Annotated in this window: 8 protein-coding genes and 1 riboswitch; of the genes, 4 read left to right on the top strand and 4 right to left on the bottom strand. The window is 68.2% G+C overall.

What is annotated here, in order from left to right:
• Positions 1-64: 64 nt before the first annotated feature.
• Positions 65-1,441 carry an MFS transporter gene (locus DB31_RS42060; RefSeq protein ID WP_044198996.1) on the top strand — a complete coding sequence of 459 codons (1,377 nt, stop codon included), beginning with the start codon at positions 65-67 and terminating at the stop codon, positions 1,439-1,441.
• A gap of 190 nt (positions 1,442-1,631) precedes the next feature.
• Here DB31_RS42060 and DB31_RS42055 read toward each other — a convergent pair whose 3' ends face one another.
• Together DB31_RS42055 and DB31_RS42050 are read right to left on the bottom strand one after the other, a co-directional pair.
• A complete protein-coding gene (locus tag DB31_RS42055; RefSeq protein WP_157232434.1) occupies positions 1,632-3,116 on the bottom strand; it encodes a hypothetical protein in 1,485 nt (494 codons plus the stop codon).
• Positions 3,117-3,150: 34 nt separating this feature from the next.
• Positions 3,151-7,773 carry a molybdopterin cofactor-binding domain-containing protein gene (locus DB31_RS42050; RefSeq protein ID WP_044198994.1) on the bottom strand — a complete coding sequence of 1,541 codons (4,623 nt, stop codon included), beginning with the start codon at positions 7,771-7,773 and terminating at the stop codon, positions 3,151-3,153.
• A gap of 139 nt (positions 7,774-7,912) precedes the next feature.
• Here DB31_RS42050 and DB31_RS42045 point away from each other — a divergent pair, with 139 nt between their 5' ends.
• Positions 7,913-8,977: a ribonuclease T2 family protein gene (locus DB31_RS42045; RefSeq protein ID WP_044198992.1), complete on the top strand. Its 1,065-nt coding sequence runs from the start codon at positions 7,913-7,915 to the stop codon at positions 8,975-8,977.
• A 147-nt stretch (positions 8,978-9,124) separates the two neighbouring features.
• Here DB31_RS42045 and sugE read toward each other — a convergent pair whose 3' ends face one another.
• A complete protein-coding gene (gene sugE / locus DB31_RS42040; protein ID WP_044198990.1) occupies positions 9,125-9,451 on the bottom strand; it encodes a quaternary ammonium compound efflux SMR transporter SugE in 327 nt (108 codons plus the stop codon).
• Between the two features lie 16 nt (positions 9,452-9,467).
• Positions 9,468-9,529, bottom strand: a riboswitch (guanidine-III (ykkC-III) riboswitch).
• A gap of 268 nt (positions 9,530-9,797) precedes the next feature.
• On the opposite strand from sugE, the gene DB31_RS42035 reads away from it, so the two are divergent.
• Positions 9,798-13,052 (top strand): fused MFS/spermidine synthase, encoded by a 3,255-nt coding sequence (locus tag DB31_RS42035; protein ID WP_044198988.1) that lies wholly within the window; start codon positions 9,798-9,800, stop codon positions 13,050-13,052.
• A gap of 36 nt (positions 13,053-13,088) precedes the next feature.
• Here the strand turns inward: DB31_RS42035 and DB31_RS42030 are convergent, their stop codons facing one another.
• Positions 13,089-14,234 carry a sensor histidine kinase gene (locus tag DB31_RS42030; RefSeq protein WP_075306497.1) on the bottom strand — a complete coding sequence of 382 codons (1,146 nt, stop codon included), beginning with the start codon at positions 14,232-14,234 and terminating at the stop codon, positions 13,089-13,091.
• Positions 14,235-14,452: 218 nt separating this feature from the next.
• On the opposite strand from DB31_RS42030, the gene DB31_RS42025 reads away from it, so the two are divergent.
• The gene (locus DB31_RS42025; RefSeq protein ID WP_044198986.1) at positions 14,453-15,448 is read left to right on the top strand and encodes a sugar ABC transporter substrate-binding protein; all 996 of its coding nucleotides are present in this window, start codon (positions 14,453-14,455) and stop codon (positions 15,446-15,448) included.
• The last annotated feature ends 12 nt before the right edge of the window (positions 15,449-15,460 follow it).

Raw genomic sequence — 15,460 nt, 5'->3', positions numbered from 1 at the left:
CTCGCAAGGACTCTATGCGGAAGATGCGATTTCCGCATGGAACGCGCCCGCTTATAGGGAGAGCATGGATGGAAGCGGGATGACGGTGGAGAGCGAGGTTCGCGTCAACTCGGGAGCGGCGCGGCGGGTGGCCACGGGCGCGGTGCTGCTGGCCCTGGTGGTCAGCGCCTTCGAGGGCACGGTGGTGACGAGCGCCATGCCCGTCATCACCCGGGAGCTGGGCGGCCAGGAGCTCTACTCGTGGGTGTTCTCGGCCTTCCTCTTCGCTTCGACCGTGGGCGTGCTCGTCTCCGGCAAGCTGGCAGACCGGCTGGGGCGCAAGCCGGTGTTCCTGGCGGGGATGGGGCTGTTCCTGGCGGGCTCGGCGCTGTGCGGACTGGCCACTTCGGTGCCCGCGCTGATTGCCTTCCGCGTGGCTCAGGGCCTGGGCGCCGGAGCGCTTCAACCCACGACGCTGACGATCAGCTCGGACCTCTACACCCTGCGCGAGCGCGCGGCGATCCAAGGGCTCTTCACCGGAGCGTGGGGGGCCGCGAATGCGCTCGGACCGCTCATTGGGGGGTGGCTGGTGATGCACACGTCGTGGCGATGGGTGTTCCTGGTGAACCTCCCGGTGGGGCTGCTCGCGGCGGGGCTGCTGCACCTGTCGTACCGGGATCCGCCGAAGCGCGCGCAGGGGCCCATGGGCGCATGGGGGCCGTTGCTGGTGGGCACGTGCGTGGCGTTGCTGCTCTTCGCGCTGGAGCCGGGCTCGGCGGTGGTGGTGCGGGGGCTGTGCGCACTGGGCGCGGTGGCGGTGGGCGTGGGGCTGGTGCGCCAGCAGCGGGTGAGCGCCTCGCCGGTGATTCCGCCGGAGTTGCTGCGGGACCGCACCGTGCTCAGCGGCATCGCAGGAGGCCTGTTCGCCGGAGCGTTGCTCTACACGATGTCCACGTGGGTGCCGCTGTGGATGACGGAGCAGGGCGGGCACACCCCGATTGGAGCGGGCCTGGCATTGGTGCCAATGCTGCTGGGCTGGTCGGTGGGCTCCACCCTGGGGGTGAAGGTGCTGGTGCGCGGAGGCATGCGCGCGAGCGCAGGGGCGGGCTTCGTGCTGGCGGCCTGTGGCGCCGGGTTGCTGGCGCTGGCAGCAGCACAGGGGTGGGGCATCGGAGGGGCTTTCGCCTCGCTGGCCGTGCTGGGGGTGGGGCTGGGGCCCGCGGCGAGCACCTCGATCCTCGGGCCGCAGTCGCGTGCGCCGTGGCACCACCGGGGCATCGTCACCAGCAGCCTCTACGCGACGCGGCTGCTGGGGGGCTCGCTGGCGGTGGCGGCGCTGTCACTGGCCCGAGGCCACTTCGCCACGCAGTTCGCCGTGGCCGCGCTGCTCACCGCCACGGCGGCGCTGGGCATGGTGCTGGCGGCGCCGGGCCGTGAGGGCAACGCCGTTCGGGAGTCCTGAATCCGCGCTTGGGGCTGGAGGGCGCGCGCAGGCGTGCAAGGGGCAGGCAAGCGACAGCCTGCGCCGCACAGAGCGCTGCTTTGTCAATCCGTGCGACCGAGTCAGCGAGCCCGCTGAATCTTCGGAGCGTTTCGCCTGCGCTCTCACATGCGGGGGAAGCCGCTGCGGCCTCCCCCGCGTAGCGGTGCTTCTACTGCCGGGGCAGGCCGTCGCGGACGAGCGGCACGCGGTCCAACTGGTAGTCGCTCGCGTAAGAGCCCTCCTGCAGCCGCCTCTTCGCCTCGTAGAAGTTCTCCAGGCTGATGGCCACCTGGAACGAGAAGTCCGTCGAGTAGACGCGCGGATCCATGGAGGTGGCCGCCGGCACGTTCTGGAACCACTGCATCCACTCCTTCGTGCCTCCGTCCTTGGGCGGCTCCTTGCCGCCCGCCGGAGCCGCGCTCGGCGGCACCAGCGCCGTCACCGCGGGGTACTGCGCCGCGATGTGGCAGCTCAGGCACGAGGTGGTGTTCAGGTCCGCGGGCCCGTTCAGCCGCCCGTTCCACCCCAGGTGCTGCGGCGGCAGCTGCGGGGAGGGGAAGATGATGGTCTGCTTCAGCTCCGGGTTGACCTTTGTCTCCGTGGGCGGGAACGGGTTGGTGGTGTTCACCGTGTTCTGGGGATCATTGCCCCATGTGATCCCCACCGGGACGAGGTTCAGGAACTTGTTGGGGTTGTTCACCTGGCCGTTGTACGCGAACGTCCCAAACACCCAGCCCGTCCCGTCTGGCCCCTCGGCGCGCACGTCGCGCACGGCGATGTCCATCTGCAGCAGGTTCACCTTGCCCACCACACGCTTCTTGGAGGTGAAATTCTCGGTGATGTATGCCGTCCACTGCAGGGGGTTCTCGAGGAAGGGGAGCTTGTCAGTCCCCTGGGGCGCGTCGGTGAACAGCAGCTTGGCGAACACGGTGCCCGGCGGGAAGCCGCCGCCGTAGCGTGCGTCCGTTGCCCTGGGGTCCGGGTTCGAGGGGTCCTTCCACATCTGCCCCAGCGTGTACCCTGCCATGTCATTGACCAGGGTGATGGCGTAGACGGAGTAGCCGCCCTTCGCCTTCCCCTTCTGGCCCGGCCCGAGCTGCAGCGGGCTGAGCTGAGCCTCCTTGATCAGCCCGTGGAAACCCTCGGTGCCGCCGTTCGGAGGATAGGCATTCGGCCCCCGCGCGGACGGGTGGAGCCAAGGGATGTGGTACCAGCTGCGCTTGGCGTTCTTGAAGGGGTCCCAATCCGGCAGGTTGCCGTCGAAGGCGTAGTCCCGCACGGCGAGCAGGTAGTCCAGCGGGTTCTTCCGGAAGTCGAGTTTCTGGACGAAGTCCGGCTGCTGCTTCGGCTTGGCGGTGGGGAAGTCCGTCTTCAGCCGGAAGAGCGGCTGGTCCGAGTACTTCTGCATGTACTCATCGACGGTGACCATGTAGCCAAAGTCCGGGAAGGGGTTCTGCTGGAGCTTGTAGCCCTCGGGCTTGCGCAGCAGGGCCGCAGCCTCGGCGGGATCCTTGGCCACGGCCGCCGGAGCGGGCGCGGTGGTCTGGGCGAGGGCCCCAGTGGACACCGCGGACAGCGCCATCGAGGCGCCCAACAAGACAGACTTCGAGAGGCTGCGCCGGCGAAGCCGGGCAGTGAGGGTTTTAGCGTTCATGTTGTATCTTCCTGAGTTGTAGCGGATGGCTGCGTTACACCTTGAGATCGTTCTCACTCACCTCGCAGGCCCTGCGCACCTCCTGCACAGTGGCCGGAGCGTCGAAGCGGAACAGGCCGTCGAGTTTGCGCTCCAGGCGCGAGGCGCGGATGGCCGCCTTCACCGCCAGAAACACACTGGTGGCCAGTACCAGCGGCGGCTCGCCAATCTCCTTCGAGGAGAAGATGCCTTCGGTGGGGCTCGCCGGCACGTCCACTGAGTCGCGCGGGAACAGGGACACGTTCAGCTCCAGCGGGATGCTGGTCACGGCCGGTGGCTTGTAGCGCCAGGTGTTCACCGAGTTGAGGCGTCCGGCCTCCGGCCCACTCGGCTCGAAGGCCAGCTTCTCGGACAGCACGTAGCCGAGCCCCTGGACGAAGGCGCCCTCCACCTGGCCCACGTCAATGGCCGGGTTCAGGCTCCAGCCCATGTCGTAGACGATGTCCGCGCTCAACACCTTCACCTCGCCCGTCAGGATGTCCACCTCCACCACCGAGCACGCGGCCGAGTAGGTAAAGCCCGGGAACGAGTCGTATCCGCCGGGCTTGCCCGTCGAGCTCGCCTTGTAGCCGGGGAGCTCCGGCTGCAGCTCGAGCGGCTTGTAGGTGAGCGCCGGCATGGGCGTCTCGCCTCCCGGGATGGGCGCGGTGAAGGTGGCCGTCAGGCCCACGCGGTACTGGTAGGCCATGGCCACCAGGTTCTGCCAGATGAGCTTCTTGGTCCCGTTGTTGTCCACCTCGGTGCTCCAGCCCGCCTCACCGTAGTTCCAGAAGTCGATGTTCCGGCTGTGGCACCAATCGTTGCCTTGCTCCTTCAGCAGCTCGTAGCCGAAGGCCATCAGCCGCGAGGCCAGATCCTGGCACGTGCGCTTGACCGCCTCGCCGTTATAGGCCGTTCCCGTCGACGCCCCGGTGCCGGTGGGATTGGGAACGACGGCCGTCCTGGCCGCCTCGACCTGGATCTTGTCCATGGGCACGTTGAGCACGTAGGAGGCGATCTGACGGACCTGCGTCAGCAGGCCTTGCCCCATCTCTACGCCGCCCTGGTGGATGATGATGGTGCCGTCGCCGTGGTACACCGAGACGACCGCGGCTGCCTGCTCCAGCATCGCCAGGTTGTAGCCCGAGCCGTACTTCACGGGCATCATCGCCAGCCCCTGCTTGCGCCAGCGGTTGGCCGCGTTGAACGCGTCCACTTGCTGGCGCTTCGCCTCGTAATGGCTCTTCTGCTTCAGGTACGCCCAGACCTGGCGCATGTAGCAGTACGACAGCGGCTGCCCGAACGGCGTTACATCCCCTCGCTCGTAGAGGTTCTTCTCGCGCACGTCCTCCGGCAGCATGCCGATGGAGAAGGCCGCGTCGTCCACCGCGTTCTCCAGCATCAGCTTGCCCTGCACGTCTCCGAATGATCGGAACGCGGTGCTCGGCGCAGTGTTCGTCCGGCACACGTCGATCTGCGACTCGAAGTTGGCGATCCGGTAGGCGTTATCCGAGCGCGTCTGGATGCAGTTGGAGACGACGAAGGAGCAGTCGTAGAAAGCGCCGCCATCGCCCCACATCTTGTTGAGCAACCCGCGGATGAGGCCCTTGTCCTTCGGGTTCACCTCGCCCCGGTCGATGGCGATCTGGTACTGGGCGAAGTAGGCGTGGCGCTTGCCAATCATCGCCGTATCCTGCTCGCGAGACAGGACCAGGCGCACCGGCCGCTTGGTGGCCTGCGCGGCGATGGCCGCCGCCCCCGCCACGAAGCGGGCCTGCTCCGTCTTGCCGCCGAAGCCACCGCCCACCGGAGGGACCTGCACTTCGATGCTGTTGTAGCTCGCGCCCAGCGCCATGGCAGTGGTCTGGTGCATGGAACTGGGGCTCTGCGAGGAGGGCCGGATGAGCATGCGATGGTTGTCCAGGGGCTCGGCGATCGCTGCCTGCGTCTCCATGTAGAAGTGCGCCTGGCCCCCGCACGTCTGCGTGCTCTCGACGATCTGGCAGGAGATGCCGTCCAGCGTCCCTGTCCGGTTGACGATCGTCCGGTCGATCCGCTGCTCCGGTGTGTCCTTGGGAGTGACCCAGTCGAACCGGCTCCCGTTTCGCGTCACCTTCCAGATGTGTGACACGGAGGGTGACTGGGTGGGGTAGTCCGGGTAGACGCTCCCCAGGCGGATGGCATCATCGAGGGTCAACACCGGCTCCGACCACCAAGTCGGGGACTGCTTCAGCGAGCGAAGCTGCAGCCTCGACTCGGGCTTGACCGGAGCGTAGCCGATGCAGCGCTCGGTGACGTACCCGGCGATGCGCTCGGCCTCCTGCTCCGTTCTCGCCAACACCAGCGCGATGGACTGGCCCACATAATTCACCTCGCCAGCGGCGAAGAGCGGCTGGTCGGCCCCCATGCCCTGATTGTTGATCCCACCGTCCTTGAAGACCTCGGCGGTGATGAGATCGACGAAGCCACCGTAGCGGCTCGAGAGGTGCTTGCGCAGATCGCCCGCGCTGGCAGCCTCGTCACTGCCAGGGATGATGAAGTGGAAGGTGGCCAGAGCCCGCCGGCTCAGGACGAAGGAGGCGTTGAGGGTCCTCGGAGGGACCGGCAGCTCATGGGTGTAGTGCAACTGCCCGGAGGCCTGCTGCATCGCCGTGTCCTTGATGTAGGGCTGCGCGACGGGCGCCTTGTAGGGCTGGGGCTTGTAATCCTGCGTGCCGTCGCTGACTCCCCAATTGCCCCATTTGATCTCCCCCGCCGATTGGAGCGCATGAGGGACCTCGCCGCCCCGCTCCAGCAGCGTCTTCACCACGGCCTTGTAGAGGAACGCCGTGGCCAGCTGCATCCGGTACTCATTCGTGAAGCCCTCCGACGGCAGCCCCTGCATGCGCAGGGACCAGCGCGTCAGCTCCACGCCCACCTCGTCGGCCAAGCTCTTGGCCAGCGCTGGGACGGCCGCCAATGACAGTGTCTTGCCCTTCAGCGCTTGCTCCGTCTTCCGGGCGCGCCACGGGTAGGGAGCAATGCCTCCGAACACCACCACCGCCTCTTCTACTTCCAGCGACTTCGACAGCTGCAGCCGGCTGGCCCCGTTGAGGATGCTGTGCGCATTCACGTCTCGCAGCGCCACCTTCTGCGCCAGGACGACTTCGTTCTCCTTGCCGAACGGCACGTGGTAGGCCAGCAGCACGATGCTGTCCGCCAGCTTGGGGTTGGCGATGACCTGCTCCACCAGCTCCAGGGCCGTGGCGCGCCGCGGCTGGGCTGCCTCGCCTTCCTGCGTGTCCAGGTACTCGATCTGCGCGTCGATGGCGGCCAGCACCGTGAACACATCCGACGGGAACGGCTCGCCGGTGCCCTCGGCCATGTGCTTGAGCACCAGCATCGTGTTGCCGCCCAGCGACGCCGCGTTGCGGACGATCCGCCCGGCGGTCCGACGCGCCATGAAGCGCGTGGCCCCCAGCCGCGTCGTCTCCGGGTAGTCCGTCTCCTCGTGCTTCCGGGCCTGGGCCTCGCCCACGGAGAGCATCGTGCGCTCCAGCACCCGGATGAACTCGCTGTAGTTCATTCCAGCCCCGACGCGCAGCCCGCCCTCCGTCTCCTTGGGCTCCGCGTTCAGCTCCGGGATGGACCGGATGTCCAGGTAGATATCCGCCTCCAGGTACTCTTCTTTGTAGATGCCGTAGGCGGTGTTGGAGTGGACCAGGCGCACCTTCTTTCCCTGGAACTGGCGCATGAGGCGGGCCAGCTCCACCAGGCTGGTGGGGGTGCGCCACACGCGCGCGCCGTCGTCCAGTGACACGCCGCTGGCAGCCACCTGCGCCGCGGGCGGGAACGGAATCACGACGCGTGGGGCGGGGACCTGGTGCGCGGCGTAGTCATCCGGCAGGCACTCCATCCGGTTCTCTGCGTCCTCCTTCGTCCAGTCGGAGGCGAAGGTCTTCATCCCGGTGAGGATGGAGCGGTAGCCCGTGCAGCGGCACAGATTGCCGTCGAAGATCTCCTCGATCTCGCGCTTGGTGGCCTTGGGGTGGTTGGTGATGAACTCCGACATGTTCATCACGAAGCCCACGGTGCAGTAGCCGCACTGCGTGCCGTTGTTCATCGCCAGCCGGTGGGCCACCGGGTTCATGCCCTCGTGCGAGAACTCCGTGGGGTGGATCGGCACCTCCTGCCGAAGCTCCGCGGTCAGGGTCTGGGGCTGGGCCTTGTTGACGCGGGCGATCACCTCCAGGCGCTTTTTGTTGGCCGCCTGCTGAGCTTCCACCACCGCCGGCTGGGGTAGGGTCTGCAGCTCTGGCAGCGCGCCCCCGCGGGAGTAGAGGGCGGAGTGGGACAGGTTCCTGGGGTTCGGCCGCCGCGCGGCGCCCGTGCCCTCCACCGTCGTCACCACCAGGCCTTCCAGCGCCAGCACCGGGCGCAGGCAGGAGTTGATGGCGCGATGCTCGGCGTGGCGCTCCTTCTCGTTCCAATTCGAGAGGATGACGGTACAGCCACCGCATCCGCCCTGTCCGCAGGGCTTCTTCGGGCCCGCCAGCGCGACCTCGGGAGAGCGCAGATAATCAATCAGCAGCAGCTCCGGTGACGGGTCCTCGATGGTGACGGGCCTGCCATTGAGGAAAAACGACACTTGCTTGGCCATGAAGTCCTCGATGAAAAGGGCGGGACATTAGTGGTGCTTTTTCAACAAATCAATTGCCTGTATGGCCTGGTTTTGCCAAGAGTCTCACTTCCGCGCGGACCCGTCACGGTGACCGCGCTTTCACCTCTGGGGGCCTCCCATGCGGCGCATCGTCCCAAGTCTTGTCCTGGTCAGCCTGTGGTCCGCCTGCGTCCGTACGACGCCCGCGCCCTCCGAGGCCTCACAGCCGAAGAATCCGGCCGCCTCGTCCGTCCGCGCGGCTCCTGACAAGGTGGCCGAGGAGTTCAACCTGCGTCCCCTTGCGTCCGGAATCACGCCCAACGGGGCGAACGCCGCGGGCAGCCCCAACGGCGGCCCCGGCACGGCGGTCCCCTTTGGGTTCTATCTGCTGGCACTTTCCTGGGCTCCCAACTTCTGCTGTGGCCACCCGGACAAGGAGGAGTGCCAGGGTTTGAGTGGCAGTTTTGGAGCCACCCATCTGACGATCCACGGCCTCTGGCCGAGCTACACGGATGCGGAAGCCCAGCAGGCAGGGTCCCAATACGCCTGGCCCCAGTACTGCGCCCCCTACGGCTCCTGCACCTCGAAGAACCCTCCGTCCGGCTGCTTCCCGGATCCCTCCACCATTCCAGAGGCCATGAAAATCTATGGTCCCGGCTACGTGTCCGATAACGACTTCCTGGCGGACCATGAGTGGCCCAAGCACGGGAGCTGCACGGGCCTGGACTCCGGCACCTACTTCTCCTCGGCCATCACCGAGCTGAAGGCCCTGCCCGGTGACCAGGGGACCCCGGCGCTGCTGGCGCAAAACGTGGGCGGCACGGTGTCAGCCACGGAGCTGCGGGCTGCCTTTGGCTCCCCCGAGTCCGTCGTGCTCAGTTGCGACTCGAACTGCAACCTCACGCAGGTGGGCATCTGCCTGAAGAACACGGGCCTCGGTTCGGTCCCATCCCAAGTCCGGACCGCCTGCCCGAACAACACGACGCAGTCCGCTTACGACAACGGCTGTTTCGTTAATCATTGCCAGAACGTGACGATCCAGGCTGCGGGCCAGTGCTCCTCCGGCGGCTCCAGTTCCAGTGGGACGGGCGGCAAGTGCAGCAGCCCGAACCAGGGACCCTCATGTACTGAAGACTCGGCCTGTGTCTCCCAGGGCTACCTGCGTTGCGCGAAGTCAGGCTGCTGCACCACGGTTCCCCTCTAAACGCAACCGCGGCAAGACGGGACAGGAGATAACGCCCCATCGTCGCGGTCCTGTTCCAAGGCCTGCATCGCATAAGCCAGGTGTCAGTTCCCGGTCAGGGGAAGACACACGTCCGGCGCCTGGCGGATGCTGGGATGCGCGACGCCGTCAGCGTCCGTCACCGCTGGTGAGCTTCAGTCCAACGATGGAGATGAAGAGCAGCGCGAGGAAGAAGAGGCGCGACCCGGTGACCGGCTCGCGGAAGAGCACGATGCCAAGAATGGCCGCGCCCAAGGCCCCGATTCCCACCCATACAGCGTAGGCGGTGCCGATGGGCAGGCTTCGGGCTGCGAGCGCAAGCAAGCCGATGCTGGCGATGAGGGCGGTGACGGTGAAGAGACTGGGGAGGAGCTTGGAGAAACCATCGGTGTACTTGAGGCCGATGGCCCAGCAGACCTCCAGCAACCCGGCGACGACCAGGAGAACCCACGACATGACAGCACTCCTTCAGTAGGCGTCGTCTTGTCGTGACCGGGTACGGCGCACCTCTCGTCCGGGCCCGATGCGCTCTCCTAAGCCCATCGAACAGGGCGGCATATAACCACGCGCCGCGTCCCCGTCCAGAGGAGAGCAGCCGACGAGCCGAGCCCGCAAGGGGGAGCCGGGGCACGCACCTCGGCCAGCGGAAGCAGGGGAGGGGGCCCGGCCGCTCGCGTGCCCTCCGGGAATGCGTGCGGACGTTTATGGCCGAGTCGAGGGGGCTGCGGTTTAATCCGCGCCCCAGCGCGCCCCGAGTCCCCCCGGAGGGGCCCCCGACGGCGCGCTCAGACGAGAGAACCGTATGAATGCCCGTGCCCTGAAGATCGCCCCGTTCCTGTTCGGTTCGGGGCTGTGCGCATTGATCTACCAGACCGCGTGGCAGCGAGAGCTCCGGCTCATCTTCGGCGCCTCCACCGCGGCCTCGGCGGCGGTGCTCGCCATCTTCATGGCCGGCCTCGGCTTGGGCGGAGCGCTGCTGGGCTCTCGCGCCGACAAGCACCGCCGTCCCCTGGAGCTCTACGGCAACCTGGAGGCCCTCATCGCCGTGAGCGCGGCGCTGACCCCGGCCCTGGTGTGGCTGGCCCGCACGGTCTATGTGGCGCTCGGCGGCACCGTGTCGCTGGGGCTGGTGGGTGGCAGCATCGTGCGGCTGGTGCTCTCCGCGCTGCTGCTCGCCGTGCCTACGGTCCTGATGGGGGGCACCTTGCCCGCGGCAGCCCGCGCGGCGGAGACCCCCGATGACGTGCGGCGGCGCGCCCTGGCTGTGCTCTATGGCGTGAACACCCTGGGCGCCGTGGCTGGCGCCGCCCTGTCCACCTTCTTCCTCTTCGAAGTCTTCGGCACCCAGCAGACGCTGTGGCTGGCGTGTCTCGTCAACGGGCTGGTGGCCGTGGCCGCCCGCGTGGCCTCGCGCTCGCTGCCGGAGCAGAGTGTCCCCGCCGCCGCCCCCGTGGTGGCGCCCGAGACCGCTTCCGGAGCCGAGCCCGCAGCGGCCTCCGTGGCCAAGGCCCAGGTGGGGGTGGCGCCGCCCCGGTTCGTGCTGGGCGCCGCGGCGGCGGTGGGCTTCGCCTTCCTGCTGATGGAGCTCGTCTGGTACCGGATGCTGAGCCCGCTGCTGGGTGGCTCCACCTTCACCTTCGGCCTCATCCTCATCGTCGCGCTGCTGGGCATCGGCCTGGGCGGCGCGGCCTACGCGGCGTGGGGACAGGACCGGCCCGCGACGCTGCGCGGCTTCGCGCTCACGTGTCTGGCCGAGGCGCTCTTCATGGCGCTGCCTTATGCGCTGGGAGACCGCATGGCGGTGCTCGCGATGATGCTCCGGCCGCTCGAGGGATTCGGCTTCCTGGGGCTCGTGTCGAGCTGGGCCGTGGTGGCCTCGCTCGTCATCTTCCCGGCGGCCTTCATCTCCGGCGTGCAGTTCCCTCTGCTCCTGGCACTGCTGGGCCGCGGCCGGGAGAATGTGGGCCGCGAGGTGGGCCTCACGTACGCGTGGAACACGGTGGGCGCCATCATCGGCTCGCTGGCCGGTGGCTTCGGGCTGATGCCGCTGCTGACGGCGCCCGGAACGTGGAAGCTCGCGGTGGCGCTGCTGCTGGTGCTGGGGGGCGGCGCCTTCGTGCTCTCGCTGACGCGGGAGAAGCAGGCCGGCCGGCTCTGGCTGCCCGCCGCTGTGGGCGCTCTGGCAGCCGTCATGCTGATGCAGGAGGGCCCCACCGCGGGCTGGCGCCACAACCCCATCGGCGCGGGCCGGGCCCGGCTGGAGCGGCCCACCCTCAATACGCTGCGCACCTTCCTGGAGACGCCTCGCCGGGAGATGAAGTGGGAGTACGAGGGCCTCGAGAGCAGCGTGGGCGTCCGTCTCGTGGATGGGCCCTCGTTCTATGTGAACGGCAAGTCGGACGGAAACAGCATCGGCGATGCCTCCACCCAGGTCATGAGCGGCCTGGTGGGCATGCTGCTGCACCCGCAGCCGAAGCAGGCGCTCGTCATCGGCCTGGGCACCGGCAGCACCGCCGGGTGGATGGGCTCGGCTCCGGACATGGAGCGCGTGGACGTGGTGGAGATCGAGCCCGCCATCCTCAAGTTCGCCGAGCAGTGCTCTCCGGTGAACCAGAACGTCCTCTCCAACCCCAAGGTGCACACCTTCATCGGAGATGCGCGCGAGGTGCTGCTCGCCTCGCAGAAGCAGTACGACATCATCTTCTCCGAGCCCTCCAACCCCTACCGCGCCGGCATCTCCAGCCTCTTCACCCAGGACTTCTATCAAGCGGCGCGGCAGCGGCTGGCCCCCGGCGGCATCTTCATCCAGTGGCTCCAGGCGTATGAGATTGACGCCACGACGATGCGCAGCGCCTACGCCACGCTGGCCTCGGTGTTCCCGGCGGTGGAGACGTGGCAGACGAACAGCGCGGACCTGCTGCTCATCGCCACCGAGGCGCCGATCTCCTACGACGCGGACCGGATGCGGGCCCGGTTGACCCAGGAGCCCTTCCGCAAGGCCGCGCTCGTGGCGTGGCAGACGGACGAGCTGGAGGGCGTGATGGCCCACTACCTGGGCAACGACGCGCTCACCCGGAACCTGGCCGAGGGCCAGGAGGCGCTCATCAGCACGGACGATCGCTCCTTCATGGAGTTCGCCATCGCCCGGACGGTGGGCCGCCGGGAGTTCCTGTCGCTGCGGGTAATGCTGCGCGCGGGCGCCTCGTCCCTGCAGGCGAACCGGCCCACGGTGAGCCGCGGCTCGGTGGACTGGGAGCGCGTGGAGCAGCAGCGCATGCTTGCGGCGGCCTCCTCCCAGAACCTGCTGCTGACGCCGCCGCTGAAGTTCACCCGCTCCGTGCAGGAGCGCCGCGAGTTCCTGGAGCTGCTCTCCCGGGGTGACGCGGCGGGCGCTGTGCGCAGGTGGCGCGAGGCCGGGTGGCAGCCCAAGGGCCTGCTGGAGCTGACGATGGTGAGCCGCGCGCTGGCGCAGACGGCCGACGAAGCCGCGATGCCCTTCCTGGAGCAGCTGCGGACGCTGGCGCCCATGGAGGCGGATGTGCTGCTCGGCGAGCTGCGGCTGCGCCAGGGCCGGTGGACGGAGGCCTTCAACGCGCTGGATCAGGCCTACGACGCGCTCCGCCGCGAGCCCTGGGGCCAGCGCACGGTGACGAGCCTGCTGATGCAGGCCACGCAGGAGCTGGCGCAGAAGGAGCCCTCGCTGGGCCGCCGCCTGTATGCCCGCTTCGAGCAGCCCTTCGCCGCCTACGCCCTGGAGACGCAGCGCCACAAGGTGCGGCTTGCCCTGGCCAAGGTGCTGGACTGGCACGGGCTGTGTCAGGCGGCGCTCGAGCCCTACGCGCAGCACCCGCTGTGGCAGGAGCAGTTCCTCGCCGAGCGCTACGAGTGCTACGAGACCACCAAGAGCCCCCTGCGCGAGCAGGCCTTGGCCTCGCTCACCGAGTTCCTCGCGGACGAGCCTCCGCCGCTCTTCCAGCAGCTTGGCTCGGGCGCAGGTGGCCCGGAGGCCGCCCCCGCGGACGCCTCCCCGTCTGTCTCCGAAGACGACCTGCGCTGAGCCTTCGCGGGCCCGCCTCCGAGGCGAGGGGCGGGCTCAGGGCGTGAGAGCCGCTGGGAGATCGAGCACCATCCGGGTGCCGCTCCCGGGCTGGCTCTCCACCTGGAGGTGCCCGCCCCAGGACTCCACCAGTTGCCTGACGACAGGCAGCCCCAGGCCGGTGCCGGAGCCGGGGGGCTTGGTGGTGAAGAAGGGCTCGAAGATGCGGGCCAGCACCTCCTGCGTCATGCCCGGGCCGTTGTCCTTCACCCAGGCCTCGATGCGCCCGTCCACCTTGCGCTGCACGCCGGCCTCGATGGTGGGCCCGTTCACGGCCGTCACCGCGTCCGCGGCGTTGCCGAGCAGGTTGAGGAACACCTGCTGCGCATGCACGGGGTTGCCGCGGATGCGACAGTCCTCTCGCGACAGCACCAGGGAGACATGGGCGTGGCGGGTGCGCCCCGTGAGCCGCAGCATCTGATCGACTTCCTCCAACACGCGGCAGAGGTTGGCCTCGGGGACGGGACCCTCGTCGGGACGGGCGATGCGCAGCAGGGTGCGCGACAGCTCCGTGACGTGGTTGGACACGTGGGTGAACAGCTCCCGGGGATTCAGCTCCTCTCCTCCCACGGGAGGCGGCGTGATGCCGGGCCTGGACAGCTCGAGGGCGCTGCGCAGCACGTGGGCGATGTTGTTCAGCTCGTGGCTGACGCCCGCGGCGAAGGTGCCCAGCATGGCCAGCCGGTCCACCCGCAGCACCTGCTGGCGCAGCTGCTCCACCGTGGCGAGCGCGTGGTCCCGCTCGGAGGCCAGGAGCCGGTGGTAGGCGCGCACCTTGAGCAGGTTGGACACGCGCGCCCTCAGCTCGGCGCCATGCACGGGCTTGCGCAGGAAGTCGTCCGCTCCGACTTCCAGCCCTTGTACGAGGTCTCTCCGATCATCCATCGCCGTGACGAGGATGACGGGAACGTAGTCCGGGTGCAGGCGCTCCCGGAGGCGGCGGCACACCTCGAAGCCGTCCATCCCGGGCATCAGGACGTCCAGCAGCACCAGATCCGGGACTTCCTCCTCCACCGCCTCCAAGGCCTCCTCTCCGCTCGCGCAGCCACGGAGGCGGTAGTCCATGGGTTGCAGCAGGGCCTCGGCCGTGGTGCGGCTGAGGGTGTCGTCATCCACGACGAGCACTCGCGGCGTTTCGCACATGGAGCGGCTCACAGAGGACTCAGAGGAGAGCAGCTTTGAAGCCATTTCCCTGGATTATAGCAGTCCCAAGGAAGGCGCTTCTTCCCTCTAGGCCGTATCAAGACGAGAAGTGAAACCTACCCGTGAGGGTATGCCTTACCGGTTCTCTGGAAAGGTTGCGTAGAATCGTCACTCGCGGGTCAGCGCCCCTGTGCCCGCGTCTTCGAGGAGAGACCGCCTTGCGTTTCCCGCGACTTGTGTGGTGGCTCCTGGCCCTGGGACTGGGGCTGGCGGCGTGCAGCGACTCAGGCAAGCTGGCGGTGCAGGGGGTCGCCGCCCCCTCGAAGGCCGTTGAAGCCACGCCCACGCCCGCGCCCACGGTCCGGAAGGTGGCGCTGGTGATGAAGACGCTCACCAACCCGTTCTTCGTCGAGATGGAGCGCGGCGCCCGCAGGGCGGAGAAGGAGCTGGGCCTCGAGCTGCTGGTGAAGACGGCCTCGCAGGAGACCTCCATCGAGCAGCAGATCCAGATCGTCGAGGAGCTGATCCGGATGAAGGTGGAGGCCATCGTCATCGCGCCAGGAGACTCGCAGCGGCTGGTGCCAGTGCTGAAGGCCGCGCAGGACGCGGGGATTCCCATCATCAACATCGACAACCGGCTGGATCCCGAGGCGCTGAAGAAGCACGGGCTGATCAGGGTCCCCTTCGTCAGCGTGGACAACGCGAAGGCGGCGTACGAGTCGGCGCGGTTCATCGCGCGGCAGGTGAGCAAGCCCACGCAGGCGGTCATCCTCGAGGGCATTCGCAGCGCGGACAACGCACGCCAGCGCAAGGAGGGCGCGGAGCGGGCGTTCAAGGAGAACCCGCTGATTCGCATCGTCGCGATGGAGACGGCGAACTGGAAGATCGACGAGGGCTATGAGGTGTCCCGGAAGCTGTTCATGGCCCACCCGGACATCACGCTGGTGTTCTGCGCCAACGACATGATGGCGCTGGGGGCGCTCAAGTACCTGAAGGAGGCCGGCAAGCAGGGCGTGAAGGTGGCGGCGTATGACGCGCTCGACGAGGCGCGCGCGGCGGTGAAGGCGGGGACGCTGGCGGTGACGGTGGACCAGCAGGCCGCCGAGCAGGGCTATCGGGGCATCCTCCTGGCCCACCGGGCACTCGAGGGCGAGTCGCTGCCCGAAGTGACGCTCATCGATACGCGGCTCGTGACGGTGGAGGCGGTGAAGTAGCCCTGTCCCGGC

It is taken from the genome of Hyalangium minutum, assembly GCF_000737315.1.
In the GTDB taxonomy this organism is placed as follows: Bacteria; Myxococcota; Myxococcia; order Myxococcales; family Myxococcaceae; genus Hyalangium; species Hyalangium minutum.
The sequence above is the reverse complement of the archived record's forward strand: the minus strand, read 5'-3'. Positions and strand labels throughout refer to the sequence as shown.